This window comes from Halostella litorea (assembly GCF_004785955.1).
Taxonomy (GTDB): domain Archaea; phylum Halobacteriota; class Halobacteria; order Halobacteriales; family Natronoarchaeaceae; genus Halostella; species Halostella litorea.
The window spans coordinates 285,391-311,139 of record NZ_SJER01000001.1 but is presented as its reverse complement, the minus strand read 5'-3'; the positions used below and the strand labels follow the sequence as shown (position 1 = coordinate 311,139).

At 63.4% G+C, this 25,749-nt stretch carries 26 protein-coding genes and 1 tRNA gene; 16 read left to right on the top strand and 11 right to left on the bottom strand.

The features are described from left to right. The first annotated feature begins 240 nt into the window (after window positions 1-240). Complete coding sequence (locus tag EYW40_RS06995; RefSeq protein WP_135820908.1) at window positions 241-1,353, top strand: tyrosine-type recombinase/integrase; 1,113 nt, start codon at window positions 241-243, stop codon at window positions 1,351-1,353. Between the two features lie 37 nt (window positions 1,354-1,390). Here the strand turns inward: EYW40_RS06995 and EYW40_RS06990 are convergent, their stop codons facing one another. Continuing rightward, window positions 1,391-1,792: a hypothetical protein gene (locus tag EYW40_RS06990; protein ID WP_135820907.1), complete on the bottom strand. Its 402-nt coding sequence runs from the start codon at window positions 1,790-1,792 to the stop codon at window positions 1,391-1,393. A gap of 347 nt (window positions 1,793-2,139) precedes the next feature. Further along, window positions 2,140-2,370 (bottom strand): ABC transporter substrate-binding protein, encoded by a 231-nt coding sequence (locus EYW40_RS06985; protein ID WP_135820906.1) that lies wholly within the window; start codon window positions 2,368-2,370, stop codon window positions 2,140-2,142. A 423-nt stretch (window positions 2,371-2,793) separates the two neighbouring features. Between EYW40_RS06985 and EYW40_RS06980 the strand changes: the two genes are divergently transcribed. The 3 genes from EYW40_RS06980 (at window position 2,794) to trxA (ending at window position 3,926) form a co-directional block, all read left to right on the top strand. Next, window positions 2,794-2,868: transfer RNA gene (locus EYW40_RS06980), tRNA-Glu, on the top strand. 180 nt (window positions 2,869-3,048) lie between these two features. After that, complete coding sequence (locus tag EYW40_RS06975) at window positions 3,049-3,453, top strand: helix-turn-helix domain-containing protein (protein ID WP_135820905.1); 405 nt, start codon at window positions 3,049-3,051, stop codon at window positions 3,451-3,453. Window positions 3,454-3,569: 116 nt separating this feature from the next. Further along, window positions 3,570-3,926, top strand: a complete 357-nt coding sequence (gene trxA / locus EYW40_RS06970; protein WP_135820904.1) for a thioredoxin — start codon at window positions 3,570-3,572, stop codon at window positions 3,924-3,926. 59 nt (window positions 3,927-3,985) lie between these two features. Here trxA and EYW40_RS06965 read toward each other — a convergent pair whose 3' ends face one another. Beyond that, window positions 3,986-4,648, bottom strand: a complete 663-nt coding sequence (locus tag EYW40_RS06965; RefSeq protein ID WP_135820903.1) for an alpha/beta hydrolase — start codon at window positions 4,646-4,648, stop codon at window positions 3,986-3,988. Beyond that, a complete protein-coding gene (locus EYW40_RS06960; RefSeq protein WP_135820902.1) occupies window positions 4,648-5,592 on the bottom strand; it encodes a VOC family protein in 945 nt (314 codons plus the stop codon). The genes EYW40_RS06965 and EYW40_RS06960 overlap by 1 nt, the downstream gene beginning before the upstream one ends. 151 nt (window positions 5,593-5,743) lie before the next feature. Here EYW40_RS06960 and EYW40_RS06955 point away from each other — a divergent pair, with 151 nt between their 5' ends. Then, a complete protein-coding gene (locus EYW40_RS06955; protein WP_135820901.1) occupies window positions 5,744-7,399 on the top strand; it encodes a glycoside hydrolase 5 family protein in 1,656 nt (551 codons plus the stop codon). Between the two features lie 73 nt (window positions 7,400-7,472). On the opposite strand, the gene EYW40_RS06950 is transcribed toward EYW40_RS06955, so the two are convergent. Together EYW40_RS06950 and EYW40_RS06945 are read right to left on the bottom strand one after the other, a co-directional pair. After that, window positions 7,473-8,315, bottom strand: coding sequence for a class 1 fructose-bisphosphatase (locus tag EYW40_RS06950; protein ID WP_135820900.1), 843 nt, complete (start codon window positions 8,313-8,315; stop codon window positions 7,473-7,475). A 231-nt stretch (window positions 8,316-8,546) separates the two neighbouring features. Continuing rightward, window positions 8,547-8,996, bottom strand: coding sequence for a universal stress protein (locus EYW40_RS06945; RefSeq protein WP_135820899.1), 450 nt, complete (start codon window positions 8,994-8,996; stop codon window positions 8,547-8,549). 166 nt (window positions 8,997-9,162) lie between these two features. On the opposite strand from EYW40_RS06945, the gene EYW40_RS06940 reads away from it, so the two are divergent. Then, the gene (locus tag EYW40_RS06940; protein WP_135820898.1) at window positions 9,163-9,498 is read left to right on the top strand and encodes a putative quinol monooxygenase; all 336 of its coding nucleotides are present in this window, start codon (window positions 9,163-9,165) and stop codon (window positions 9,496-9,498) included. 69 nt (window positions 9,499-9,567) lie between these two features. On the opposite strand, the gene EYW40_RS06935 is transcribed toward EYW40_RS06940, so the two are convergent. After that, complete coding sequence (locus tag EYW40_RS06935) at window positions 9,568-10,212, bottom strand: GNAT family N-acetyltransferase (protein ID WP_237560575.1); 645 nt, start codon at window positions 10,210-10,212, stop codon at window positions 9,568-9,570. Window positions 10,213-10,397: 185 nt separating this feature from the next. On the opposite strand from EYW40_RS06935, the gene EYW40_RS06930 reads away from it, so the two are divergent. Beyond that, on the top strand, window positions 10,398-10,631 hold the full coding sequence (locus EYW40_RS06930) for an ion channel (RefSeq protein ID WP_202614469.1): 234 nt from the start codon (window positions 10,398-10,400) through the stop codon (window positions 10,629-10,631). Window positions 10,632-10,922: 291 nt separating this feature from the next. Continuing rightward, the gene (locus EYW40_RS06925) at window positions 10,923-11,468 is read left to right on the top strand and encodes an NUDIX domain-containing protein (protein WP_135820896.1); all 546 of its coding nucleotides are present in this window, start codon (window positions 10,923-10,925) and stop codon (window positions 11,466-11,468) included. Here EYW40_RS06925 and EYW40_RS06920 read toward each other — a convergent pair. Then, window positions 11,449-12,408, bottom strand: a complete 960-nt coding sequence (locus EYW40_RS06920; protein ID WP_135820895.1) for a winged helix-turn-helix domain-containing protein — start codon at window positions 12,406-12,408, stop codon at window positions 11,449-11,451. The two genes, EYW40_RS06925 and EYW40_RS06920, sit on opposite strands and share 20 nt — an antisense overlap. A gap of 181 nt (window positions 12,409-12,589) precedes the next feature. Here EYW40_RS06920 and EYW40_RS06915 point away from each other — a divergent pair, with 181 nt between their 5' ends. Next, on the top strand, window positions 12,590-13,357 hold the full coding sequence (locus EYW40_RS06915) for a class I SAM-dependent methyltransferase (RefSeq protein ID WP_135820894.1): 768 nt from the start codon (window positions 12,590-12,592) through the stop codon (window positions 13,355-13,357). 92 nt (window positions 13,358-13,449) lie between these two features. Continuing rightward, complete coding sequence (locus EYW40_RS06910) at window positions 13,450-14,727, top strand: MFS transporter (RefSeq protein WP_135820893.1); 1,278 nt, start codon at window positions 13,450-13,452, stop codon at window positions 14,725-14,727. Window positions 14,728-14,847: 120 nt separating this feature from the next. Here EYW40_RS06910 and EYW40_RS06905 read toward each other — a convergent pair whose 3' ends face one another. Continuing rightward, window positions 14,848-15,291, bottom strand: a complete 444-nt coding sequence (locus tag EYW40_RS06905; RefSeq protein WP_135820892.1) for an NUDIX hydrolase — start codon at window positions 15,289-15,291, stop codon at window positions 14,848-14,850. Between the two features lie 321 nt (window positions 15,292-15,612). Beyond that, window positions 15,613-15,777, bottom strand: coding sequence for a hypothetical protein (locus tag EYW40_RS19550; protein WP_161973173.1), 165 nt, complete (start codon window positions 15,775-15,777; stop codon window positions 15,613-15,615). 24 nt (window positions 15,778-15,801) lie between these two features. Here EYW40_RS19550 and EYW40_RS06900 point away from each other — a divergent pair, with 24 nt between their 5' ends. From EYW40_RS06900 to EYW40_RS20440, 6 genes are all read left to right on the top strand, one after another. After that, a complete protein-coding gene (locus EYW40_RS06900) occupies window positions 15,802-16,107 on the top strand; it encodes a putative quinol monooxygenase (protein ID WP_135820891.1) in 306 nt (101 codons plus the stop codon). Window positions 16,108-16,109: 2 nt separating this feature from the next. Beyond that, complete coding sequence (locus tag EYW40_RS19545; RefSeq protein ID WP_161973172.1) at window positions 16,110-16,265, top strand: hypothetical protein; 156 nt, start codon at window positions 16,110-16,112, stop codon at window positions 16,263-16,265. A 2-nt stretch (window positions 16,266-16,267) separates the two neighbouring features. Then, complete coding sequence (locus EYW40_RS06895; RefSeq protein WP_135820890.1) at window positions 16,268-17,908, top strand: SufS family cysteine desulfurase; 1,641 nt, start codon at window positions 16,268-16,270, stop codon at window positions 17,906-17,908. Window positions 17,909-18,986: 1,078 nt separating this feature from the next. After that, the gene (locus EYW40_RS06890) at window positions 18,987-20,375 is read left to right on the top strand and encodes a phage NrS-1 polymerase family protein (RefSeq protein ID WP_135820889.1); all 1,389 of its coding nucleotides are present in this window, start codon (window positions 18,987-18,989) and stop codon (window positions 20,373-20,375) included. Between the two features lie 172 nt (window positions 20,376-20,547). Continuing rightward, window positions 20,548-21,090, top strand: coding sequence for a DUF7342 family protein (locus tag EYW40_RS06885; RefSeq protein ID WP_135820888.1), 543 nt, complete (start codon window positions 20,548-20,550; stop codon window positions 21,088-21,090). A 3-nt stretch (window positions 21,091-21,093) separates the two neighbouring features. Then, on the top strand, window positions 21,094-21,549 hold the full coding sequence (locus tag EYW40_RS20440; RefSeq protein WP_135820887.1) for a hypothetical protein: 456 nt from the start codon (window positions 21,094-21,096) through the stop codon (window positions 21,547-21,549). A gap of 163 nt (window positions 21,550-21,712) precedes the next feature. Here EYW40_RS20440 and EYW40_RS06875 read toward each other — a convergent pair whose 3' ends face one another. Further along, window positions 21,713-25,600: an ATP-binding protein gene (locus EYW40_RS06875; protein ID WP_202614468.1), complete on the bottom strand. Its 3,888-nt coding sequence runs from the start codon at window positions 25,598-25,600 to the stop codon at window positions 21,713-21,715. Window positions 25,601-25,749 lie beyond the last annotated feature (149 nt).

Below are 25,749 nucleotides of genomic sequence, written 5' to 3'. Positions count from 1 at the left end.
CGGCGACGAAGCGCAACCGTTAAATTACCAGCCCGGTTTAGCATAGGATGCGCTCTGGTGGTGTAGTCCGGCCAATCATCTTGCCCTCTCACGGCAAGCGTGATTAAACGGAAAAAAGGACTTCACCCATTTTCATCGGCCTCAGCACCCAAAACGGTAGTATGCGTCTTCGCGCAACACGAAACAAAACCCACTATCTGCGACAAGAAAGTGGGTTGTTAACAAATAGAGGCCGACTCAATGAAAAACGAAATCGATTTGTCACAATTCCCAGTCATCACGCAGAACTCAGAGGATCAACTGCCAGAAAAGCAGTTAATGGACTATCGAACTGAACGAGAACAGTTCATCACATGGCTCCTCAAAGAGGGCAAGGACCCCGGCAAGTGGGAAGGATACTCCGAAAATACCGTCACTAATACTGCCTACCGAACTGACCAATTTTATCGATGGGTGTGGTCACAAGAAGACCGATATTTCACTGCCATCGACAACGACCATGCAAACCAATATCTCAAACATCTTCATCGAGGGGACGAAGCTGGCAGCAGCAAAGCTACCGTGCAAACTGCCCTCAAACGTCTCTACAAATGGCGACAGCTCACTTACAATGGTCCTGAACTCGATTTTGAACGGAATTTTAAGGACAATTCCGGCAACCGCCTAAAGGACATCCTCCGTCCCGAAGAAGTACGGAAACTTCGTGCGGCTGCCCGCGACTATGCCACAGTTCCTCGATACAGCGACCTCAGTCCAGACCAACGAGATCGGTGGAAAGGCCACCTCGCTCAACGGTTCGACAAGCCCAAGCACGAAGTCAAACCCGATGACTGGAAAAAAGCTAATGGCTGGAAAATCACTTCACTCGTTTATGCGAGTACCGATGCGGGCCTTCGACCCATTGAGGTGGAACGCGCCAAGACCTACTGGGTTGATACGAAAAATAGTGTCCTCCGAATCCCCGCCGATGAGTCCAGTAAAAACACAGAGAACTGGACCGTGGGACTCAACGAAAAGACTTCAGCCGCTCTCGAACGCTGGCTTGATGAACGTGAACTCTATCCGAAGTACACCGATAGCGACCTGCTCTGGTTGACCCGAGAGGACAATCCTTACAGTTCGTCTTCCCTCCGCTATCTCATCCAAAAACTCATCGAGGAAGCAAGCATTGATCCTGCCGGTCGGACAATGAGCTGGTACACTCTTCGCCATAGTGTTGCCACCGCAATGACTAAGAAACGTGATCTAAAGGCAACAAAAGAACAATTGCGTCATAAAAATATTGAAACTACTGCTCGCTATGATAACGTTAGCCCGGAAGATCGTAGTAAAACTCTAAATCAACTCTGGTGAAGACGAAAATCCGGTCTATGTGAAGGACAAAATCACCTCATTCATACAACTCTCGACTCCAAATGGATGCTTCTTCAATTATTGATTCAGCTACTTCTGATGGGTCTGAGAGATATGGTGCTATGACTTCCTCGATTGTGTCTTTCTGCATATTTGCTAATTCTTTCAGATTCGGATCACCCAGATTGGATTCAATTTCATCCTGATTATCGTGTATGGTATCTAACTCAGAAGTTGTAATTGATTTGGAAGCAAAAAATGCAATGTCCCCTTCTTCTATCATTTTTGTGAGATTAACGCCTTTTGATGCCAATAGCTTTGAAAAGTCATTCTCATTAAATATCTCTTCTAAATCAAGCTCTTCGTCAATTGTGCTAAAGAACGATACTCTATCTTCTTTGGAATGGTCGGTTCTTGAATAGACGTTACGGAGATCCACAACGCCAGCAAAGCAAATCGTTGAGCGAGCTTTAGGGTTCTCTTCATAGAAGTCTGTCTTAATCCATTCCCTGATGTCTTCCCGTGTATTTCGATTCTTTTTCAGTACATCGGGTACGTCAGCAGGAGGAATAATATAGGTAAAACCAGTGAGACGGTGTAGAGTATATTTCTCCTCTAATTTATCTCTTATAAACTTCTTTGTATTTCCATCACTATCCTTTTGGGATGCAAAGCAAATTAGGACTGCATGTAGAGGTTTCCAATATCTTTCTATCAGTCGCTCCCTTGCTAAGCTATCTTGCTTCAGTGATCGAGTGATTCGCTCATAGTCGGTTAACCGATCTTCTACTTCTTGGATCTTCTTGTCCTTTTTTCAATTGCTTTCTTCTTCTCCTCTCTAAGGCGGTCCATTTTCTCAAGAACTTGGGAGTTGTCAGCTTGGTCATCGCGACCAATTGTGTCGGCTTTGACGCGATCAACTCCTCCTTCTGCCAATATTGACCCCACTCGATTTGCAAATCCATACCCAACCGCACCTATACCAGCGAAAGCAAGATACTGAACATACTCAATCATTAGAATCTATCCTGATAAGATGATGGCATTCTATTAATAATTTTCTGCTGACCATACCGTCAGGAGATATTCTATCTGCGGTACCGATAGTGAGTTATGATTCATTGATGTCGGATATTGTTTAACCCAAAGGTGTAGTGACCAGCTCAGTTCATGTTTCAATTAGCCTGTTGGAATACATTGAGTCGGCAAAACCACTATATCAGATTAAAAGGGGGATTTATAATTCTTATTATATATTCCCTCAGTCTTGATAGCTTGGAACAAGGAAGTTCGCAAGAAGTAATGGGGGATAGTCTGTCCAGTGAACCGGCTATGTTTTTGAGACAATTTCGTGCCATTTATATACGAACGGTGCGTTCAATCGAGTGCGGAAGACGAAGACGCCCGATGATGGGTGTCTGAGGCCAACAGATGCGAAATGCTCTGGTGGTGTAGTCCGGCCAATCATCTTGCCCTCTCACGGCAAGGACCAGGGTTCAAATCCCTGCCGGAGCACTTTTCAGCGAACTACCCGACGAGCGACGCGTCGAGTATCTCGACGAGTGAATCCGGTCGCACGACGAGGAGCGACACGTCGACGGCGGGGTTCGTCGCGTCGGGAGCGCCTCCGTAGAGGATTGTATGTTCTCTACACAAGTCTTATAACCGCCTGGGGCCTACGCTCTCGTGATACTGATGCCGGATTCGATGAGCGAACAACTCCAGCGGGACATGGAGTGCGAGGGGCTTCTCGAGTGTTTCCACGGGCTCAAACAGCTCGACAGGGACGTGTTTCAGACGCTGGTCGGTACCGAGGACCCCCTGACCGTCGACGAGATCGCGGACGCCGTCGACCGGGAGCGGTCGACCGCATACCGCGCCGTTCAGCGGCTGCTGCAGGCCGGCTTCATCCAGAAGGAGCAGGTCAACTACGAGCAGGGCGGCTACTACCACGTCTACCGGCCGACGGACCCGTCGCAGATCGCCGGGAACATGCAGCGGCTGCTCAACGACTGGTACGCCAAGATGGGCCAGCTCATCCAGGAGTTCGAGACGAAGTACGAGGACGCGGACGCGTCCACCCCCTCGGTCGAAGGGTAGCCCCTCCCGTTTTCGCTCCCGATAGCGTCGCTTTCGCTCCGTCCACGCGTGGCGGCCCGTGGTATTGTACTTTCTTCCCAAAACTGTTAACTACTACTGGACCGTACTAACAGGTGATGACAGTCGATTCCGCGGAGACGAACGCCGCAACGCCCCCTGAACCCGTCCACGTCGACGGCCGTTCGGATCTCGATACGATCGTCGAGGCCAACGACATCGTGCTCGTCGACTTCTACGCCGACTGGTGCGGGCCGTGTCGGATGCTCGAACCGGTCGTCGAGACGCTGGCCGCCGACACCGAGGCCGCGGTCGCGAAGGTCGACGTGGACGCGAACCAGCGACTCGCCGACGCCCACGGCGTCCGCGGCGTCCCCACGCTGGCCCTGTTCGCCGACGGCGAGCAGGTCGAGGAGGTCGTCGGGGTGCAAAGCGAGGACCGGCTCCGGTCCCTGATCGACCGCCACGCCGAGTAGGGGGTCCCGCCGAGGGGACGCGGGCCTTCACAGGTCGGCCACCCGGCTAGTCCGCCCGATCAGTCCAGCCGATCGATGAGCGCGTTTATCCGCCCGACCTCGTCGTCGTTGATCGCGTGGCCCAGGTCGTCGTAGAGCCTGTACTCCGCGTCGCCGCCGAGGCGCTCGAAGGCGGCCGCTGACTCGCGGACGCGCTCGGCGGCGACGTACGGGTCCTCGGAACTGCACCCCAGGAAGACGGGCGTCCCGTCGAGCGAGCCGGCGTAGTCGGCCCCCGGCTCCGGGCCGAGCAGGCTCCCGGACAGCACCACGAGGCCGCCGTATCGCTCGGGGTTTCGCGCGACGTACTCGGCGGCGAGACAGCCGCCCTGCGAGAATCCGAGGAGCACCGTCCGCTCCGCGGGCACGCCGGCGTCGGCGGCGGTTTCCATCGCGCGGTCGATGCGGGCGAGCGCCGAGGTGATCCACGGCTCGTTGTCGTCGAGCGGCGCGTACCCCGAGCGGGGGTACCAGGAGCTGTGTGCCGCCTGCGGGGCGAGGTACATCGCGCCGTGGTGGAGGAACTCGTCGATGAGCGTGAGGACGTTCCCGGCCGTCGACCCGCGGCCGTGGAGCATGACGACCGCCGTCTCCGCGGCCTGCGGCGGTGCGCCCGCCGTCTCGATCGGTTGGCCCCGGTGCGGGTCCTCGTTCGGGCCGGCCGAGTCGGCGTTCCCGTCCATCACTCCGGCTCCGATCCGGTGGCGGGGTCGAGCGGGGGCAGTTGCCCCTCGATCATCTCCCGGTCCTCCTCGAGCCACGGCGGCAGGAACAGCGACTCCGCGGGTTCGTCGGTCCCGGCGTCGGCGGCGAGTCCCGGCGTCTCCGTGGCGAGTTCGAACAGGATCCCGCCCGGCTCGCGGACGTACAGCGAGTGGAAGAAGTGGCGGTCTTTCACCCGCGACACGTCGTACTCGCGGTCCCGGAACAGGTCGTGCCACTCGTAGAGCTGGTCCTTCTCTGGGACGCGGACGGCGACGTGGTGGATGGTCCCGGCCCCCTCGCGGCCGAACTCGGCGTCCCGGTCGAGCAGGTCGACGACCGTCGCGCGGTCGCCCGCCGCCCGATACCTGACCCGGTCGCCCGCCTGGCCGACGAGGTCGAACCCGAGCGTCTCCAGCACGCTCGCGGTGACGTAGACGCTCGTCGAGAGCAACGTGACGCCGTGGATCCCGCGGATGGCGTGCTCGGCCGGGACCGGTCCGTCCGCCCACGGCTCGACGTCGGACTCGCCGGTGACGAGTTCGATCCGCGTGCCGTCGGGGTCGGACGCCCGGAGGACCGTCTCGCCGAGCCGCTCGAACGGGCCGTCGACGGCGACGCCGCGGTCCGCGAGTCGGTCCCGCCAGTAGGACACCGAGCCCCGCGGGATCGTCACCGCGGCGGCGGTGATCTGGGGCTTGCCGGGCCGGCCGTCCTCCTCGCCTGGGTACGGGAAGAACGTCAGGACGGTCCCCGGCGATCCCGTCTCGTCGCCGTAGAAGAGGTGCCGCGTGAACTTGTCGTTGAAGTTCACCGTCCGCTTGACTGGGCGGAGGCCGAGCACCTCCCCGTAGAAGTCGATGTTCGCCCGCGCGCTGCGGACGATCCCCGTGACGTGGTGGATCCCGGAAGTGTCCCTGAGCATGTACGGGTGTTGGACGCCGGCGGTGATGCCTCTGTCCCTCGGGCGAGGATCCGTCGAAGACGCCCGTGCGAGGCCGCACCGTCGGCGGCGTGCACGCCGTGCACATCGCCCGCCCGATAACATAATCTACCTGTCTTCCCGTCCAGTGTACATGACCGACGAAGGCGTCTCCCGACGGTGGCTGCTCGCGGCGGTCGGGGGAACCGGCTCGCTCGCGGGCTGTTCCGGCGTCCTCGACGACGCCGCGGGGACGAGCGCGACGTCGCCGGCGGAGGGTGAATCGACGTCGTCCCCCACGCGGGACCGGACAGCGACAGCGACGCCGCAGGCGTCCGTCGAGATAACGGCCCTCGAAGCCGACCCCGCCCCGGCCCGACAGACCGACACGGTCACGGTCAAACTCACCGCGCACAACCCCGGACCGGACGCGTTCGACGGGCAGTTGACCCTCGGGACTGCGGAGGGCGTCGTCGCGACCAAGGACGTCTCCATCCCGGCCGAGGGGACCGAAACGCTCGCGGCCGAGCGGGAGGTGCTGCGCGTCGGCGAGCGGCGGTTCGAGGGCGCGGTCAGCGCGGACGGCTCCGAACTCGCCCGGGCGCGGACGAGCGTCCGGGTCGAGCAGTCCCCGGCGTCGTTCGTCGGCGTCGACGGGACGTCGTTCGCGCTCGACGACGGGACGTTCTACCTCTCGGGGGTGAACCCGAGCGGGGAGTTCACGTTCGGGTTCGGCCACCCGCATCACGACCGCATGCGGCCCTACATGTTCGAGGGGCTCGACCGCGTTGGCGCGACCGTCGCCCGCGCCTTCGGCTGGAACGTGCCCGTCCAGTACGGCGGGCCGTTCCCCGGCGAGGACAACGCGGAGTTCTTCAGCCGGTTCGACGAGGTGATCGTCCGGGCGAAGCGCCGCAACGTCCGGCTGGCGGTCCCCATCGTCAGCGGCGCGCCGAGCTACCGCACCGACCCCGAGGAGAACCTCGCGGCCAACGTCCCCGGGTTCGTCCATCGGTCGGACACCGCCGAGGGGATAAACGACTTCTACCACGACGAGGGGTGCATCGAGCTGTACAAGCAGTGGGTCGAGGAGCTGTTGACCCACGAGAACCGGTTCACCGGGGTCGAGTACCGCGACGACCCCACGATCATGCTGTGGGAACTCGGCAACGAGGTCGAGTACCTCAACGCGTGGGAGCGCGACAGCCAGACGATCCGGCCGTGGATCGAGGAGGTGGGGCCGTACGTGAAGGAACTGGCCGGCGACCAGCTGCTGACGACGGGCACCCACGGCTGGCCCGACGGCCGGAACGACTTCGTCGAGGACCACCGCCCGGACTGCATCGACGCGTGCTCGCTCCACTGGTGGGTCGGCGAGGCCCACTACGACCTCCCGGCCGACGAGGCCGCCGCGCTGCTCGACGAGAAGATAGCGGCGGCCCACGACACCCTGGGGAAGCCGCTGTGGTTCAGCGAGTACAACTGGGGGTACCCCGGCGGCGACTCCGAGGGGATCGAGGCGTCGTTCCTCGAGGAGCGCAACCGCAAGCTCCGGCAGTTGCACGACCGGCTCGACGAGGCCGACGTCGCGGCCGCCGCGCTCCACGAACTGTCGTCGAAACACGTCCTGGAGAACATGGCGGGCCGAACGCGGGAACAGGAAAGCACGGAGGTGTACGCGGACGCAGACACCGGCACCGTCGACGAACTCCGCCGATACGCACGGATCACGCGGGAGAAGTCCACCGCCTCGACCGTCCCGGACCTCCCGCCCGACGAGTTTCGGGTGGACCGGGAGACGTGGCAGTGACGGGGCCCGCGGGGTCACCCTGAACCGGTTCGTGGCGGATACGACGCCACAGAATTGTACTACAAGAACAAGACTACTGCTCGGCCGGTATCGCTTCCGCGACGCGGTCGACCAGTTCCGGCGACCCGAGGACGGTCGGGGTACGCTGATGCAGGTTCGTCGGCTCAACGTCGAGGATCGACCCCGTCCCGTCGGAGGACGCGCCGCCCGCTCGCTCGACGATGTACGCCACCGGGTTCGACTCGTACTGCAGGCGGAGGTCGCCCTCCGGCGCCGACGACCGGGCAGGATACACCAGAACGCCCCCGTGGGTTAGCAACTGGGCGGCGTCGGCGACCATCGCACCGCTGTACCGGACCTTCCGCGTCCGTCCGACCTCGTCGAGGACCGCCTGGAGGTCGTCGGACGTCTCCGCCCGGGTGCTGGCGTAGCCGTAGATATCGCCCCGGTCGGGCATCGCCACCGGATCGCGGTCGACGACCCTGCCGTCGGAGACGACGTGACGCGTCACGCCGTCGTCCGTCGCGACCGTCACCGTCGTGTACGACCCGAACAGGACGATCGCCCCCGCGACGAGGTCGCGGCCCCGCGCGGGAAGCGGCGCGTCGTACACGCCGATCGCCGCACCGGTGACGGAGTTCGAGAGCAGGTTCGACGACCCGTCCAGCGGGTCGATGGTGAGTCCGTATCCGTCCCCGACGTCGACGACGTCCGACCGCTCCTCGCTGGCGTACTCGCCGACGAACCCCGCGTCGACGAACTCCTCGTAGAACAGGCCGTCCGCCCAGTCGTCCGCCGCGACCTGCGTGTCGCCGGACGGGTTTTCGGCGTCGATCTTCCGTCGGTACTCGTGGAGCCGTTCCCTGATGGGTTCCGTGGCTCGGGCGATCGAACCGATAAGCGGGTCGGTATCCATGTCGGTGGTCGTCGGGTCGTTCAACCCGACCACGTATCCCCGTTTCGCTCAGGGTAACGAACGCCGTTCCGGCCCCTGGCGGAGGTGCAGGGCGGCCCCGGCGCGCTTTCCTCGTCGAAGCGGCTGTGGCTGTCCTTCGACTCACCGGGGGACTCCCGGGCGGCGTCGACCAAGCGTTCGCCGCCGTCGCGCCGTTGTGGCCGACGGCGGTCGCTACTGCCCGGCCGGTCGCTACTCGCCGACCTCGGTTTTCACGACGGTGGCTGGCCGGGTGGTCAACCGGAGGACGCGGTCGGTGACGCTCCCCAGCAGGGCGCGGTACTCGTCCGGCCGCCGCTTGGTCCCGAGCACGAGCAGGTCCAGGTCGTGGTCGTCCGCGTATCCCACGATGGTCTCCGCTGGCTGGCCGTGTCGTATCGACGTCTCGACGTCGACGCCGGCCTCCGCTGCGCGGCGGCGGAGTTCCGACAGCGTCTCCTCCGCGCGTTCCTCGAGGCCGTGCTCGGGGCTTTCGGCTTCGTCGACGTACTCGTCGCCGCTGTAGGCGGTCACGACGTCCTCGTCGACGACGTAGAGTACGTGGAGGACGGCGTCGTGAGCGGCGGCGAGGTCGAGCGCGTGTGACTCGGCCCGTTCGGACGCGACCGTACCGTCCGTCGAGAGCAGGATTCGGTCGTACATCAATTTAAATATTCAAACGCACAGACATTGAATGTTACCCTGTGCATGGCGGCGCGGGTCCCGTTTTCAGGGACGACCGACCCGCTATGCGAGCGGACCCATGATTCGTGTTAGAGTTTTCCACACCACCGGGGATTTCATACGACACGGCTCGGTCGTACGAGTGATGATAGTCGTCCATTCGAGCATCCCGATCGACCCGGACCGCTTCGACGAGGCGAAGGAGTTCATCGCGACCCTCGCGGAGCGGTCGCGGGCGGAGGACGGGACGGTCCGGTATCGGGCGATGGTCGACATCGAGGCGTCCGCTACCGTGCGGTTCTTCGAACAGTACGAGGACGAAGCGGCCTGGACGGCACACACCGAGTCCGAGCATTACGAGGAGTTCATGGATCGGCTTCCGGACCTGGTCGACGGCCCGATGGAGACGGTCAACGTCGTGAACGGGGAGGCCCACGTTCACCGCTTTACCGCGGACGACCTCGACGGGGATTCGGCCTGACGGGCCGTCGCGATACCTGGCGGACGCGTCCTTCGCCTTCGGTCCGTGCCGGAGACGGGGCGGAGCCACCTACCAGTCGACTGCGAAATCCAGCGTTTCCGTCCCCCGCGTCGCGGACTCGTACTCGCTGCGGACGATACTGAACCGGTGCTGGTCGGTCACCTCGCCGTTCGGGCGCGGTGAGTGGTGCCGCAACAGCCCTTCGTGGCGGCCGCCGTACCGCTCGACGTATTTCTCGATCATGCGCCGCGAGGGGTCATTGTCGGCGGCGCAGGTCGTGTAGTAGGCGTCGAGGTCGTACCGCTCGAACGTCAGTTCGATAAACGCCGACGCCCGTTCGACCCCGTACTCCCGCCCCCAGTACTGTTTCGCCAGCACGATACCCGACCCCGCCCGCCGCGACTCCCAGTCGGGGCTGTAGGCGGTGGTGCCGACGATGTCGCCGCCCTCGTCCTTCGAGCGCAGGAGGTAGCGCGCGGCGTCCCAGTCGTCCCACTGCCGTTCGGCCTCGTCGACGAACTCCTCGACCTGGTCCACCCGCTGGAACCGGAACCACGGCATGTGTTCGGTCGCGTCGCCCTGCCAGTCGTCCCGGGAGACGAACTCGTAGAGTTCGAACGGGTCGACGGTCCCGTGGCGCAGGCGTTCGAAGACGAGGCGGCTCGTTTCGATCCGGTCGGGAAAGAGGTTCCGCGTCATCGGTGTTCCGTTCATCCATCGAATCCGTGGGATACAAGCCCTGTCGGTACCGATCAGATGAACCGGAAGGCTCAAAGGTATTTTACGTGTAGTAATGACCGAGTTTCTGAACAGCGTTGTCGGAAACGCGTTTCGGTGCCGCCCGTTCCCGCAGCGCTACGCCCGCCGATATCGGTAACCGGCTCCTGTGTTGGTCACTCGTGAGCGCTCGCGGCGGGCGCGACGGGGTCGGTCGCGCGCGGGACGTCCTGGCCGATGCGAGCGCCGTCTCCGCGCTCGTGTTCAGCATCCAGAGCTTCGTCACGTTGATCTTCGGCGATATCCCCGGCGGGACGACGCTGCTGACGCGGCTGCTCAGTTCCGCACAGGGGTTCCTTGGGGCGTTCTTCATCGCGCTGTTCGTGTTCACGCTCACGCGCCGGATCCATCGCTGAGCGGTCCCTCGTACGGGGTTCGAAGGAGAGTTGGGTTGTCCCTTCGAGTCGTGCTCCCAGCCGAGCAAGACCCGATGAGTCATCAAACGGCGCGAGCGTCACGAACGGGGGCAACGGGCCAGGGTACAGAAATATACTTCTGCGCGGACTTATTGTGCCCTCGGCCGTTCCTGTGGGCATGTCGTACGACTCCGACGACTTCCGCATCGAGTTCTGCGGCGAAGTCGTCCGGCGCAACGGAACGTTCGTCTTCGAAGTCGACCACACCGCGACCCGAGGGTCCCGGACACGATGAGCGACCACACGCACGACTCGTCGGAGGTCATCGAGTCGGTGACCGACCCCGAAACGCTCGCCGAGCGAAGCGACGTCGCCGTCGAGGAGGAAACCGACTCGCTTCCCCCATCAGGCCTCGACCACTGGCGAGGAAAAGCCGGTCTCGTCGGAGTCGGCGTCACGAGCGAATCCGGGGAGTTGCTGCTCTGGGACGGCGTTCACGGCTGGACGCTCCCGTACGTCGAAGTCGCGGAGGGGGAGGACTTCGCGGCCCGGGCGCGGGAGGCCGTCGAGACGCTGACCGGCGTGACCCCGACCATCGTCGGGGTCGAGCGGGCGACACGGGTGACGTACCAGCAAGCGGACGGCGACGACTCGGCGACCGTACACCAGTTCGTCTTCCGTGCAAGCCCCGTCGATGCGGAGACGGCGAGTGAGATGGCCGAAGGCGAGGACGCAGCCGTCAAGTGGGTGACCGAACTGGACGAGGCGGCGATTCGGGCGGAGGACCCGGACGACATCGAGGCGGAAGCGGCGGACATCAGGCTGTTTCTCGACTAGTCGTCACCGGGAGTTCGTCGCCGAGCGTCTTCGTGAACGTGTCATCACCGAGCGTGTGCGTGATCGTGACGCGGGTCGCGTCGGGCCCGTCAATCTCGACGTCGTAGTTGTGGAGCGCCCCGTAGAGTTCCATCGTGGAGTCCGGCGCGACCGGGTTGATGCCGTGTGCGAGGAGATGCGAGAGGAAATCGGCATCCGAAAACAGCGCCATCACGGGACCGCCACCCGTCGCGAAGTTACACACGCGACACCGCGCCGAGAACAGCACCTCCCGGCGGTGCCCACACGTCGAACAGATCCCGTCGTCCGCGTGGTGGTCCGGACACGCCCGGAGTTCGCGGGACACCGTCGCCGAACACCGGGGACAGACGCCCTGGCTCGCTGCTACGTACTCGCTTTGGCCGAGCGTCGTCGCGGCCAGGAGCACCTCTTCGGGATCGCGATCCCGAACGCCGGCGGGCGGGAGCGGAAGTGCACCGAGCCAGCCGAAATCCGCCGGCAGATCGAGCGTACTCGATTCGAGCGACTCCCCTAGTCGCCCGTCACACTCCGTGCAGTGAATGTCGACCTGTTCCTGCTGGTAGCTGATGGCCACGGTCCCGCCGCAGAAGTGGCACTCCTGGTCGATCTCCGTCGGCTCGACGACGGGCGCGTCAGTGACCGTCCCGGAGAGAATGGCTTCGACCACCCGCTGGCCGGTCTGGCTGAGGACGTACTCGCTCTCGACCTGCCGAACGAAGTGTCCCCGGAGTTCGTCGAGGTGGTAATTGAACTGGCCCGAGTCCCGCATCCCGACCCGGTCTTTCAACTCCGAGAACGGGAGGGGACGATCGGCGTCGCCCAGCACTCGAAGCGTTTCGATCCGGGTTTCGTTGCCCAGCGCGGCGAACGCGTCGTCCGGTGACATCCCCGCCGGATCAGTCGGCCGATCTGACGACATGCAGTACTACAAACGATCCCATCGGGTGTTAGAAACGTTTCGCCGGTTCGGTCCCCCTTCCTAGACCCGAAGCGTGGCAGAACTCCCGGCCCCTCCACGACGCCGGAAGCGTCACTCCGGCGTGTGACAGTGTCTCGAACTGGGGGAACGTTCATACTCCACCCCGGAGCAACGTGGGCCAATGCCGGACCACAGGCGCGAAAACCGACGGCTGTGGGACGAGTGGAGCGACGCGTTCCAGTCCACCTGGAACGCCGACACGGCAGACGGGGACCTCCCGCCCGCGCCGTCGCCGTTCGCGCCGGACGCTCCGGGCGGCCACCAGCCGGAGATCCTCGACTCCGTCGAGGGGAAGGATTACGTCGAACTCGGCTGCGGCGGCGGACAGGGAAGCGTCGGAACCGCGGGGTTGGGGGCTGACACCGTCGTCGGCGTCGATTTCTCGGGCGAACAACTGCGACACGCGAGGCGGTTGCGGGACTTCTACGGCGTCGACGCGCGGTTCGTCCAGGGCGACGTGACGAACGTCCCACTCGCCGACGACGGGTTCGACGTCGCGTCGTCCGAGGCGGCGTTCCAGATGGTCGACCGCCTCGACGAGGCAGTCGGCGAGGCACGGCGCGTACTCCGGGACGAGGGGGTCTTCGTTCTGAGCGTGCCCCACCCCCTCTACGAGGCCCTCGATGCGGAGTCGGGGCGTATAGACGGGAGCTACATGGATTCGGGCCCCCGGGAGATATCGATTGACGACTACGACTCGGTGCTGACGGTGTTCGACCGAACCGTGGCCGACCTTCACAACGCGCTCGTCGACGCCGGGTTCGAGGTCCGGCGGCTGATCGAACACCAGCGACACGAGGTCGTCGAGAACGACCCGGCCGACAGTTCACTCCCCGAGATACTGTGGGACGTCCCCCAGAGCGTTCGGTTCTGGGCGGTCGCACGCTAGTGGGCGCGAGTCTCCAACACGTCATCCGGCGGTAACGACCCCCGAATCCCTCGGTAGATATATCTGACAGCACGGCTATGGTCCCCGTTAGCATGTTCCGTCGCGTCTGGGACGACCCGACCACGCGCCGGTGGGTCGGCTGGGCGGCCCTCGCCGGCGCGTTCGTCCTCGTCAACTTCCACCGCGTCTCGACGGGCGTCCTCGCGGACACCCTCAGCCGGGTGTTCGACACGACGGGCGCGGAGCTCGGCTTGCTCCACTCGGCGTTTTTCTACATCTACGCCCCGATGCAGTTGTTCGCGGGCATCCTCACCGACCGGTGGGGAACGCGCCGGGTCGCGACGCTCGGTTCGGCCGTGATGGGCCTCGGCGTCGTCTGGTTCTCGTTCAGCGGCACCTACCTTGCCGGCTTTCTCGCCCGCGTGCTCATCGGGCTCGGCGGCGGCGTCATCTACATCGCGACGCTGCGGTACTGTGCCAACTGGTTCCGGGCCGACGAGTTCGCGACCGTGACGGGGCTGACGCTCTCGGCGTCGGCGGTCGGCGGGCTCCTCGCGGCGACGCCGCTCGCCGTCCTCGTCGCGGCCGTCGGCTGGCGCGACGGCCTGCTCGGCGTCGGCCTGGCCGGGTTCGCCCTCACCGCGGCGGTGTTCGTCCTCGTCCGGGACACGCCGGCCGACGCCGGGCTGGCGGCCGTCGAGGGCACGCCCGAATCCACCGAACAGAGCTTCTCGGAGGTGCTCGACGGCGTCAGGGCGGTGTTCGACAGGCGCGACACCTGGATCATGGGTACGATGCTGTTTTTCGCCGCGGGGATGAACTTCACCGTCATGGGGCTGTGGGGCGTGCCCTACGTCGTGCAAGCCTACGACGTCTCCGTCCGGACCGCGTCGCTGTACACGCTCGCCGGCAACGCCGGCCTCGTGTTCGGGTCGCCTATCCTCGGGTGGCTCTCGGACCGACTGAAAGAGCGGACCGGGATCATCCTCGTCTCCGCCGTGGTGTACTTCCTCGCGTACGCGAGCATCGTCGTTCTCGGGACGCCGCCGCTGTGGTACGTCGGGCTGGTCTTCTTCGGCGTGATGTTCCTGCTCGGCGGGTTCACGCTCTCCTACACCGTCATCAAGGAGCGCCATACGGCGGCGCGGTCGGGCACCGCGACGGGCACGATAAACGGGCTGAGCTTCCTCGGCGCGGCCGTCTTGCCGGGCGTCATGGGCTGGGCCCTCGACGTCTTCTGGACGGGCGAGACGGTGGCGGGCAGTCGGGTGTACACGCTGCTCGGCTATCGCGTCGCGTTCGGCATCGCCGCCGTGAGCGGACTCGTCGCGCTCGGCTGTGCGGCGTGGCTCCACCATCGCGCGGGGTAGCCGGACACCACACCTCGGGGGACGGCTCTTATCCGGGGGCTGCCAACGAGGTGATGAGAGATCAGCCTGCTGGTCGTTCAATTTTCGGCGGCGTCGGTTCCGGGCCGGTAACCGCAGGCGTCACTGAACCGCCTTCACGGGCGAGGGCAGCATCCCGACGTAGTCGTCGAGATCCAGCGCGAACCCGCGGTCTGCCGGCAGGTCGACCCAGCTGTATTCGAACCGCTTGCCCGCCTCGTCGCCGTCGCCGGTGACGACGTGCGTCCAGGTGTCAAGGGTGTCTTTGACGGTCGCGTGGTAGAAGTGCCGAACGTAGTACTTCGACTGCCGACGGGCCCAGATGTCCCGGGCGACACAGTCGACCGAGGTCGGGAGGTCCAGCCCGCTTTCCTCCTTGACCTCCCGGAGGAGCGCCTCTTGCAGTGTCTCGCCGGGCTCGACCGTTCCCTTCGGAACCTGCAGTCCCGCGTGGTCGGGGCCTTCGAACACGAGGAGTTCGCTCCCGCCGCCGCGAGTAACGTATGCACACACTTTGGGGACGTACCGCACGCGCTCCGAACCCATAGTGTATTGACATTAGTTGCGAGAGTAAAAACGTTCTGGATACGAGGAGATTATTCGAAATTCGTCCAGAAGAATATATTTATAGCATGTATTCAGCGATATCTTCGCAGCCACAGTTCGGACACGTGGTATCATCCTCCTCGGTACGCAATGTGGTCCCACACCGACGACACTCCCGGATGGTTCGGGAATCGTCCCCGAACACGAGCGAGAAAACGGCGGAAAGATCGACCATTGGGGACCTACGCCCGGCTAACACCGTTCAAATAAATAACTATTGTGGCGGGAGCGTGGTCCGCTCGCGGACGATGAAAATTCGGCTTACTTCGTGATCATCGCCGGTACGTCCGTCAGCACCGCTCTGAGCGTCGCAAGTCCGGGCGTGCCGTCACGGACCCAGACAACTAGGGCAACGGCCGACAGCGCGATCTGAAACAGGAAAAACGGCCCCCGCTTGAAGTGACCGAACCGTTGGTTATTTTTCATGCCTGCAGAAACAGGTCGTCCGGAATGATAGTCGTTCACGCGGCCTTCCCGATCGATCCGGATCACTGGGACGAAGCGATGGATCTCGTGGAGACGCTCGTCGCGGAGTCCAACGAGGAACCGGGAACGATCGACTACCGGGCGACCACGGACGTGGTCGACGAGAACACGATCCGCTTCGTCGAGCGGTACGAGGACGGGGACGCCTTCGAGTCCCACATCGGGACTGACCACTTCCAGGCGTTCGAGGACCGGCTGCCCGACCTGCTGGCCGGCGAGCCCGAAGTCATGCGGTTCGAAGTGAGCGACGCGACCGAACTGGAGGTGTAACCGTGGCCACGATCGACCGTCCGGGAACCCGCCGCGAGGAGCGAGGGGGTCCGGTCGTCGCCGGGAACGAACGATTCGGGAAGGCGGCCCGCTGGGAGCTTGCTCAGACCGTCCCCGTACTAGCCATCATGATGGTCGGAATCCGGCGGCGGATCTGACGATGACCTGCGACCCGCTGGCGCTCAAGGAGGACTTCCCGGCGCTGGACCGGACGGTCGAGGGATCGCCGCTCGTCTACCTCGACAACGCCGCGACCACCCAGACCCCCGAGCAGGTGTACGACGTCTTCGAGGAGTTCTACGGCGGCTACAACGCCAACGTCCATCGCGGCATCCACGCCCTCAGCCACGAAGCTTCGGTCGCCTACGAGGAGGCCCACGACCGAGTCGCCGATTTCCTCGGAGCGAACGGCGGCCGCGAGGAGCTGGTGTTTACGAAAAATGCCACCGAGAGCGTGAACCTCGTTGCGCATGGGCTCGGCCTAACCGAACTCGGTCCGGGCGACGCGATCGTGACGACCGAGATGGAACACCACGCCACGCTCGTCACTTGGCAACAGGTCGCCGAACGGACGGGAGCCGACATCCGGTTCGTCCGGGTAGATGACGACGGACGGCTCGACATGGATCACGCCGCAGAGTTAGTCGGTGACGACACCGCCGTCGTCGCGGTCACCCACGTCTCGAACGTGCTCGGGACGGTCAACCCCGTCGGCGAACTCGCGGACCTCGCCCACGAGCACGACGCTCGTATCCTCGTCGACGGCGCGCAGTCGGCCCCGACACGACCCGTCGACGTCGAGGCACTGGACCTCGATTTCTTCGCCTTCTCCGGGCACAAGATGGCAGGTCCTACCGGGATCGGCGGGCTCTACGGGAAGCGCCACCTCCTTGAGGAGATGGAGCCGTTCCTGTACGGCGGTGGGATGATCGACCGTGTCTCACTCGACGAGGCTACCTGGAACGGGCTACCCTGGAAGTTCGAGGCCGGGACGCCGCCGATAGCCGAGGGGATCGCGCTCGCTGCGGCGGTCGACTACCTAGAAGACATCGGCATGGACGCCGTTCGTGAGCACGAAAACGAACTGGCCCAGTACGCCCTGGAGCGCCTGGCGACTAGGGACCACGTGGAAACGTACGGTCCGCCGGCGGGGCGGGAACGAACGGGGCTCGTCTCGTTCAACGTCGACGGGGTCCACGGTCACGACCTCTCGTCGTTGCTGAACGCCCGGGGGATCGCCGTCCGCGCGGGCGACCACTGTACGCAGCCGCTCCACGACGCGATGGACGTGCCCGGTTCCGTCCGGGCCTCGTTTTACGTCTACAACACGAAAGCCGAGGTCGACGCGCTGGTCGCCGCGGTCGACGGAGCGCAGGAGGAACTGCCGGCCCACCTCGCTTCGGACCGCTACCACGGGAAGATCGCCGAACACCACGCCGAGGGGAGCGGCGACGCGACGGTTGACGACCCGACGATCCGGATCTCGCGCCGGGAACTGACCTGCGGCGACGAGGCGTCGTTCGCCGTATCGGTCTCCCCGGAGGGAGTCGTCGAGGGGATCGCCGTCGACGCCGAAAGCTGTGCGGTCAGCCGGGCCGTCTCGGACATCCTGCGCTCGCACTTCCGCGGACGGTCCGTCGAGGAGATCGCCGCCGGCGAACCGGTGATCCCGGAGCTCCTTGCCGGGCAGTTCCCGGACCTCCGACGCGACTGCGTCCTCGGGCCCGAGGAGGCGCTCCGGGCCGGGGTCGCGGACTACCTCGACCGACAGGACCGCGTCGGAGCCTCCGACGACGCGTAGCCGACGACCGACCCCGACGGCCGGTCCCGGTGAGCACCGACGACTCCTCCTGCGGCGTTCGGTGGTCGAGAAAATTGAACTGGTCGCCACCGTTGAGGTGTTACTACATCTCCTCGGTTCATCACCTTGTGGTTCCAGGCGGAGAGTACGTTAGCACCGCAACAGCCTCGACGGATGGATCAGTAACGGAGTGTTCGAAGGATAGTAGAGAGTAGGCAATCGCCGTGACGGGCCGTACACGAAGTCGGCGTATCCGCAATTGGTAGTGGTCTCACCCCGTGTACTCGGCTATGTTCGGCGATGCAGATCAACATCCGTGTTCCAGCAGAGCATGCAACGAGTATCCGGGCATATCGGACAATATGCGGCCTCTCGCAGTCTCTTAGAGCAATGACGACAGAACGCTACGACGGCCCACCAAGCACACACCTCGCTCGTCTCCGCATGCAATCCGCACATACCCGTACAATCGCACTGAAACCCCCGAAAACATCGCTTGAACGAATTCGGCACCGACAGACCCCCGAACACCATACGCGACCCAAAAAACCCCCGAGAACAGCCATAGCGGCCGAATGGGAAACTGCCGGGGCTCGCACAAACTGACACAACTGAGAGATATACCTGTCAATACGGGCATCCCAAATTCGTACAACCGGATACCGTCACTCGGTTTCCGATCCGAATTAATTCCTGTCCGATCGCAGTACTACCGGAGAAGCCCCACTGAAAACGGCCGTCTCCGGGCCTCGGACTGCGGGGAAACCCACACCGTATCATTCCCTCGGAGTGGCCGGGTCCCCATGACCGTCCACACATCATACAATCGTCCACGAAACGGCTTCTCTCCGGAGCATACGGGAGATGTACACCACCGGAGCGAGAGCGAGAACACCTACCCGGCCCGTACAACCCCTCTCTCGCCCAGTAGTGGCGTGTAGAAACACCCAAGAACCACCACGTGAATCGGACCGTATCGACCCGATGTACACCCCCACGAACGTGCATACACCAATCAGGTGTGTGGACTCACTGAGAACGGATCGCACGCACCTGAGTGGCGAATGAGACCCCAACGATGACAGCCTCCCAAACACCCCCATCGACGGCGACCGTTCCCGAGGTGTTGCGTACGAGAGATCAGTGGCTCTGCTGGCGTGAGCAGACGCGTGACGGGAAATCGACCAAGGTCCCCATCGACGCCGCGACGGGCCAGTACGCCTCTGCCACAGACCCGGACACCTGGGGACGCTACCAGGATGCACAGGCGACACTGGAACCGGCGACTGCAGTCCGCAACGAGACGGCAGACGGCCTGGGATTCGTGTTCACCGCCGAGGATCCGTTCGTCGGCGTCGACCTCGATAGCTGTCGTGACCCCGAGACCGGACACCCCGACACGTGGGCCAAGTCCGTGATTTCGACGCTTGCCTCCTACACCGAAGTGAGCCCATCCGGAACCGGGTATCACGTGCTCGTTCGCGGCCGGCTTCCGGGAGAGCGCAATCGAAGCGGCGATATCGAACTGTACGAGGACGCCCGGTATTTCACCGTCACTGGCGACCACGTCGCCGGCACTCCGGAGACGGTCGAACTGCGGACGACGGAACTGGAAACCGTGTACGCAGAGTACCTCGCGCCCGACCGATCCGATACCGTCGAATCGACGGCTCCCGGGACAGACACTAGAGAATCGAACCCGCGAACCAACGCCGACACGGGATCGGGGACAGAAACGGAAACGACCACAGGAACACAATCACCGACAGCAGCGTCGCTCTCCGATACGGCCTTGCTCGACCGAGCACGAGCTGCGGCCAACGGTGAAAAGTTCGCCAGACTGTGGCAGGGGAACACCAGCGGCTACGACAGCCACTCCGAGGCCGACATGGCGCTCTGTTCCATGCTCGCGTTCTGGACCGGCGGCGACACCGACCGCGTGAACCGACTGTTCGCACGCTCCGGTCTGCATCGCGAGAAATGGGACGAAGTCCACTTCAGCGACGGGTCCACGTACGGCGAGAAGACGGCCGAACGTGCAACCGCCGGCACCAGCGAGTTCTACGAGCCCACCGGTTCCCGCACGGATACGGAGCCGACCCCAAGAACGGATGCTAATCCTCGTCGGTCTCACTCCCAGTCACGGTCGACCCCCGACTCGACAGTCCGCCGTGAATCACCGGGAACAGATACCGATGGGTCGTCGGACGATCCCGACGGTACCGTCAGTGACCAACAAACCCGTCGGGAGGCCACACTCCACGAACTCCGAGAACGAAACGCAACACACCTAGAGACGATAGCGGAATTAACAGCCCGTATCAAAGACCTCGAACGGCGGAACGAACGACTCGTGAGAGCACGACAGGCTGCAGACGACCGCTGTGCCGAACGCGAAGCAGCCCAACAGAGCGGTCGAAGCAAATCGCGAGTCTGGACACTTTTCCAACGGATAATCAGCAGGTGACCGGTATGGGTAAAGTGGTATCGATTCATCCCTGCCTGTCCACGGTTCGGTGGATACTACTAACGCCGAGTTCCAGCGACCCGCGTGATCGTATCGATATGAGTTGCGCAGTAGGTTCGATATATAGCTAACCGGCCAAACCTATATTAAGATAAGCTGCGAATCGTGATACATGACTGCAGACGAAGCAAATCCCGAGTGGGGAGGTTTGGATCAGGAAACTACCGGGGAAGACCGGGTGCGGATGGTCGCCCGACAGCTCTCGGAGCCACAAACGGCAAATTGGATCGCCACGGAAGCCGATTGGTCACACGAGCCGACCAAGCGTGTCCTCGAGCGGCTTGTAGCCGACGGTATCCTTCGTCGTGATGAGAGTGCCACTCACACCACCTACTACCCTGATTACCGCCGGCAGGCGATGCAGGAGGCAATGCGTCTTCGGGATAGCGGGCACTCCGTCGAGGAACTCACGGACCGTCTCGCCGAAATGAAGGCACAGATCCGCGACTGGGAGGACGAATTCGACGTCGAATCGCCGAATCAGCTTCGCGGGACGCTCGCCGATCAGCGCCTCGATGGCGACGAAGAAGATCACCGCCGGGCGATCGCACGCGAGTGGGAGCATTTGCAGCGGCGCGTCCGAATCGTCGGATTCGCCATTCGCGAATGGGACTTCCTGGCCCCAACCACGGAGTTCGCCGAGGCCAGTAACTGACGGATGTCAGTCCCCCATCCCGGTAGTGACCCAAACGCAAACCTGTACTCCCAATTAAAGCAGGACGTCCTCGATCGTATCCCACAGATCGCTGCAGTGGAATACATCCCGGACGAAATCGAGGCCAAGCGACTCCAAGCAAGTTTTGAACCAGCACGACTGACCCCACCGACGGGGCCCCAACCGCCGGAGCTATCCGTCACGTGGTATCGACAGAATCCGCACGATTGGTTTCGCGTCGACTATACTGACCCGAATACGGGGTTTCATGCTGGATGGCATCAAGACGAGGACCACCCAAACCTCGGTCGAGCTCATTTTCAGTACAGGGCCGCCAACGAAGCAGACCGCTGGGAGCGTAGGTTCGAACACGAGACACCCTCGCTGATCCTCTGGGAAATCGTCGAGGAACTCCTCGAAACCGTACGCCCGACATACCAATCCCTGGACTCCCAGTGACGTCCTCCGCGCCGTTTACGGCAGGATTTTCTCCTCGTAGAAAGATAACTGGGTCAATTGTCGGGGAGACACGGTTCATTCTGTACCTCGCTCCAGAACAGAGACTAGTTGCAAAAGAAAGCCGGTCCAACCCAGGAGAATAGAGAAAATCCGGATCTGAACACTACGACAACAGTGAGTCCCGGACGTACTGCACCGTGTGTATCTCGGTCAGTCCGGGCGTGTCGATGGTAAAGCGCTGTGGCGGGCTGTTTCTGGAGTAGGTCTTCTCGACGCGGGCCGGGCCGTCGAGTGGATCGTTCAGCGCCTCGAGCACGTCGTGGGCGGCGTCGCGGTTCTTCACGACCCAGATGGCCGCCTCGGGAGCCAGCCCGGCCATCTTATCGTAATCGTCGGGAACCGCCCGGGCCCGGTCGTTGTTCATGCGTTCTGCTTCGAGCGTGACGACCACGTTGCCGTTCTCGTCGATGCCCGCGGCGTCCAGGCGATGCTCGCCGACCTCGTAGTACGAGACGGCCTCGGCGACCTCTGTGTCCTCGTCGTCGACGAACGCCTGCTCGATGTACCGCTTCCCGACTTCGACCATCAGGACGTGCAAGCTCGACTCGCTCAGGTCCCCCTTGCCGTCGCCGTAGGCGATCCCCTCGCGGTGGCTGATACCGATCGCATCCCGACCTTCGGGCGTAACCGTGTACAGCCGGTGGGGGAAGTTGCCGTCCTGTGAGAGCAATCCACCCTCGATGAGTTCCTGGATGGACTCGTCGTCGATACCGACGTACTCCTGGAGCCGGACCATGCTGTCGGTGACGAGGTCGTACTCCACGTCAGGGTCGTAGTGGCCGTGTTGGGCAGCATAGACCGCCTGCAGGAAATACGGCTTGCGACCAGTGAGGTCGCGTTCGATACGTTCGTCTGGCGTGAGCTTCAGGTTCGACGTGAGGACGGGGATGTCCTCGCGGTCGACATCTTCCAGCGAGTGACAGCACTCGATTGCCCTGGTGAGACCATCGAGCGTCGCATCGTACCGGCGGTCACAGGCTCCACAGCAGATCGCGTGTGCGTTCCGATCGTAGTCGATACAACTGGGGAACCGTTTCGTATACGGCAGCAGTGAGTTACTCGGACCACCGGCTGTCGGCTCGCTCTCGGCCGCACTTTGCCCGCTGGGGGCCGTCGAGGTATCGGATGGCGGATCACCGGACGGGGCGGTTGCGTGCTTGGAGGCCGTCGACAGTGTCGTCTCCGCAACGTCGATGCCACACGCCAGTTTCGTCCGGCTCTCGACCACGGTGAGTGCTGCCTGGAACGCCCGTTCCTCGGCCGACGAAAGTGAGTCATCTCCTCCGGGGTGCCCGGGAGGAAGCGGCGCGGACTCGACGAGAAACGGCCGGGGCTCGGGCTCGCCGAAGGCTGCGGGCAAGCGGACGAGCCACTGGCCCCGTCTGATCGCTCGCAACCGTGTGCCCATCGCTTTGGCGTCGATATCCGCGGTGGCTACACGTTCTGCCAGATCGCGGTCGACGGCGACGTTCCCCGTGACGATAGTCGAGACGTTGTTCAGCAGCTCGGCGTAGGCCTTCGGGTCCCGGTCTCGGAGTTGGCCGGGAAACTGCATCGCAAGCGTCACCGAGAGCCCGAAGCTTCGGGACTGTGCGAGCAAGTCGGCCATCAGTCCCGTCGTGGCGACGCCCGCGGCCTCCTCGACCACGAGGTTGACGAGCGGGCGGTCCACGTCGGTGGCGTCTCCACCCTCGCTCGTGTCCGTGTCATCGCCACCGAGCCCGTGGGTGTCGAATCGGCGGTCTTCTTCCGCCGCGCGGCGTTTGAGCGCGGTAAAGAGCTGTGAGAGCATGACGAGGGTGATCGCCCGCTGGCTCTCCGTGCGGAGGCCACCCGTGTCGAAGACGATGACCACGTCCTCGTCCAGCAGTGCCCGGAGGTCGAAGTGAGGATCGTCGCCCGCAGGGACGTGATTGAACAGGCGGGCCAGTCGGTCGTCGACGGGGACCTTTTCGATGCGGTTCGAGACGCCTTTCATCACCGCGTCGTAGGACCGCTGGTCGCCCGTAGTGACACCGGCCAGCATCGCATCCAGGTTCGGGTCGCTCACCGTTGGCGGATCCCGCGTGGCCCGCATCCGGTCCGTGGCAGCAAGCAGGTCGTCGTACGTGTACGCATCCGACCCGTGGACCGGGTCGAACAGCGCCTTCACGAGATAGCGGATGATGTCCGGCGAGCGGACCGCCCGCTCGAACTGTTCAGTGCCCATGAGCGCTTTGAGCACCTCGATGTGGTGGTCGACGACGTCTGCGACCGCCGTAGTTCGGCTGATGCCTGCGTCCAGTTGTTCCCGAATGTCGAAAAAGGAGATCGCCGGCAGGAGCCTCGAACAGTCGAAATAGTACACGTCGTCGAGCGAGCCATAGCGGCGCTTGTGGGCCCGCATGTACGTCTCGGGCATGCCGTCGCCTTTCCGGTCGATGAGGATCGTCGCGCCGTCGGAAGCGGCGTGATTGTCTAGGATCGCGTTCAGCAGAGCGATGCTCTTTCCGGACCCCGTCTTGCCGAGCCACGCGAGGTGGAGCGACTGGAGTCCGGGCGGCAGGGCAATGGAGGTCGGATCGCCCGTCCCGTCCTGTGTGAGCGGGCGACCAAGCGTCAGCCCCTCGGTGTGGTACCGTTCGAGTTCACTCGCCGGCGGACGGGGGAGTGCCGTCCGTTCGGACGGCGGCGACGCAAGCGCCCGGGCGGCGTCAGTGGGCAACCGACTGCCGTCGACGAGCGTGAAGTTCCCCACCTCCTGCGGATCGGCGACGATTCCCGGCGTCTCCGAGCGGACGCCGGGCAATCGAGAGCGAAGCGTGCGTGATGGCGGTTGAACCGTCCGGTCGCGGATAGCCCGGGCGACGGTGAGTGCGTCCGCGCCGGTCCGCAGTCGCCCCCGGATCGGATAGCAGGTGCGGCCAACGGGCGTAAAGGCCGTCTCGAGGCCGCCGAGATCCGGCATTGGACGGTCGTCTGGTAAGTCGTCCGGCGAGTCGGCCGACGAGCGGGCGACGACGCGGGCGTTGACCACGAAACAGTGGCGAGTCTCTCTCGCCGCCAGCTCGTCGAGTCGGACGCGGTCGCTGTCCGGGAGAATGGATCGTTCAGCAGCCGGATCCGGCGGGCCGGTAATGGCGTTTCGCAGTTGGTCGCCGGTGGTGTCTGCGGCCGCTTCGAGCGCTTGCATTCTGGCTTCGGCGTCGCTCGTCCAATCGCGCTTCGGTCGGAGGAGTGTCTGATACACCATCGACCCGGACTGTGTCGCCATCGCCTCCAGGACGCCTGCGAGCGGCGGCCGGTCGGTGTCGTCCGATAGAAACGCCTCGAAGGGCGTCAGCTGGGTTTGCCAGTCAGCGGGACGTTCCGGTCGTGCACGGAACTCGACCGCCGCTATAGGCGGCTCTGTGGGTTGTAGTTGCTCCTCGGACGTGGGATGGCTCTGAGGTACTGGCTGCTCGTCAGGGGTGTCGGCCGGTTCGCTGGTCGCGGGAGTGGCAAGCCCGAGCAGGTGTGGCAGTGCCGTTGCGATGCGGTCGTCCCGTCGCAGTTCGTACGTGTTCGGAAAGAGCCCGCGGAGAATCCGCTGCAGTGGGTCGAGTGCCGACGGATCGGAGATCCCGAAGTAGTACCGCGTCGGGCGGTCGTCGTCGTCGGTCGTGACGAGTAAGCATTCGAGCGTGAGTGAATCGTCGGCTCCAAAGAGTCGGGAAAACAGCCCACCGTCGTCATCGCTCGTCGTGAGACGGTGGAGTCGCTCGAAGTGTGTCTTCGCCGTTTCGACCGACAGCGGCGTCTCGGTCGGCGTGACTCGGATGTACTGGGGCGATTCGGATTCGGAATGGCTCGTGTCTGTCCTGTCATCTCTAGTCGGTTGTGAAACGACTGATTCGTCGAAACGGGAAGGCTGATCGGCGGTATCTTCGTCCGAATCCGGACCGGCGGGAGGTCGCTCAGGTGACCGGAGCGGATCCGGCGTGTCGTCAGTAGGTGGATTTGGCTTCGGCATTGGTCAGGGAAACGTCACGGCGGACGTCGGAGTACGCCTCCCTTCGCTGAAGATTGCATAAACGTCCCGATTAGTGGGCCGTGTCGTTAACCTAGACGACCCCGTGGGTGGAATTCTTCTCCACATCGATCCGTGGAATTCGGACGCTA

Bases quoted from the DNA above. Each gene is read 5' to 3' on its own strand.
- EYW40_RS06995 (WP_135820908.1), top strand. From the start codon at position 241: ATGAAAAACGAAATCGATTTGTCACAATTCCCAGTCATCACGCAGAAC.
- EYW40_RS06985 (WP_135820906.1), bottom strand. From the start codon at position 2,370: ATGATTGAGTATGTTCAGTATCTTGCTTTCGCTGGTATAGGTGCGGTT.
- EYW40_RS06975 (WP_135820905.1), top strand. From the start codon at position 3,049: ATGCCGGATTCGATGAGCGAACAACTCCAGCGGGACATGGAGTGCGAG.
- trxA (WP_135820904.1), top strand. From the start codon at position 3,570: ATGACAGTCGATTCCGCGGAGACGAACGCCGCAACGCCCCCTGAACCC.
- EYW40_RS06965 (WP_135820903.1), bottom strand. From the start codon at position 4,648: ATGGACGGGAACGCCGACTCGGCCGGCCCGAACGAGGACCCGCACCGG.
- EYW40_RS06960 (WP_135820902.1), bottom strand. From the start codon at position 5,592: ATGCTCAGGGACACTTCCGGGATCCACCACGTCACGGGGATCGTCCGC.
- EYW40_RS06955 (WP_135820901.1), top strand. From the start codon at position 5,744: ATGACCGACGAAGGCGTCTCCCGACGGTGGCTGCTCGCGGCGGTCGGG.
- EYW40_RS06950 (WP_135820900.1), bottom strand. From the start codon at position 8,315: ATGGATACCGACCCGCTTATCGGTTCGATCGCCCGAGCCACGGAACCC.
- EYW40_RS06945 (WP_135820899.1), bottom strand. From the start codon at position 8,996: ATGTACGACCGAATCCTGCTCTCGACGGACGGTACGGTCGCGTCCGAA.
- EYW40_RS06940 (WP_135820898.1), top strand. From the start codon at position 9,163: ATGATAGTCGTCCATTCGAGCATCCCGATCGACCCGGACCGCTTCGAC.
- EYW40_RS06935 (WP_237560575.1), bottom strand. From the start codon at position 10,212: ATGAACGGAACACCGATGACGCGGAACCTCTTTCCCGACCGGATCGAA.
- EYW40_RS06925 (WP_135820896.1), top strand. From the start codon at position 10,923: ATGAGCGACCACACGCACGACTCGTCGGAGGTCATCGAGTCGGTGACC.
- EYW40_RS06920 (WP_135820895.1), bottom strand. From the start codon at position 12,408: ATGTCGTCAGATCGGCCGACTGATCCGGCGGGGATGTCACCGGACGAC.
- EYW40_RS06915 (WP_135820894.1), top strand. From the start codon at position 12,590: ATGCCGGACCACAGGCGCGAAAACCGACGGCTGTGGGACGAGTGGAGC.
- EYW40_RS06910 (WP_135820893.1), top strand. From the start codon at position 13,450: ATGTTCCGTCGCGTCTGGGACGACCCGACCACGCGCCGGTGGGTCGGC.
- EYW40_RS06905 (WP_135820892.1), bottom strand. From the start codon at position 15,291: ATGGGTTCGGAGCGCGTGCGGTACGTCCCCAAAGTGTGTGCATACGTT.
- EYW40_RS19550 (WP_161973173.1), bottom strand. From the start codon at position 15,777: ATGAAAAATAACCAACGGTTCGGTCACTTCAAGCGGGGGCCGTTTTTC.
- EYW40_RS06900 (WP_135820891.1), top strand. From the start codon at position 15,802: ATGATAGTCGTTCACGCGGCCTTCCCGATCGATCCGGATCACTGGGAC.
- EYW40_RS06895 (WP_135820890.1), top strand. From the start codon at position 16,268: ATGACCTGCGACCCGCTGGCGCTCAAGGAGGACTTCCCGGCGCTGGAC.
- EYW40_RS06890 (WP_135820889.1), top strand. From the start codon at position 18,987: ATGACAGCCTCCCAAACACCCCCATCGACGGCGACCGTTCCCGAGGTG.
- EYW40_RS06885 (WP_135820888.1), top strand. From the start codon at position 20,548: ATGACTGCAGACGAAGCAAATCCCGAGTGGGGAGGTTTGGATCAGGAA.
- EYW40_RS20440 (WP_135820887.1), top strand. From the start codon at position 21,094: ATGTCAGTCCCCCATCCCGGTAGTGACCCAAACGCAAACCTGTACTCC.
- EYW40_RS06875 (WP_202614468.1), bottom strand. From the start codon at position 25,600: ATGCCGAAGCCAAATCCACCTACTGACGACACGCCGGATCCGCTCCGG.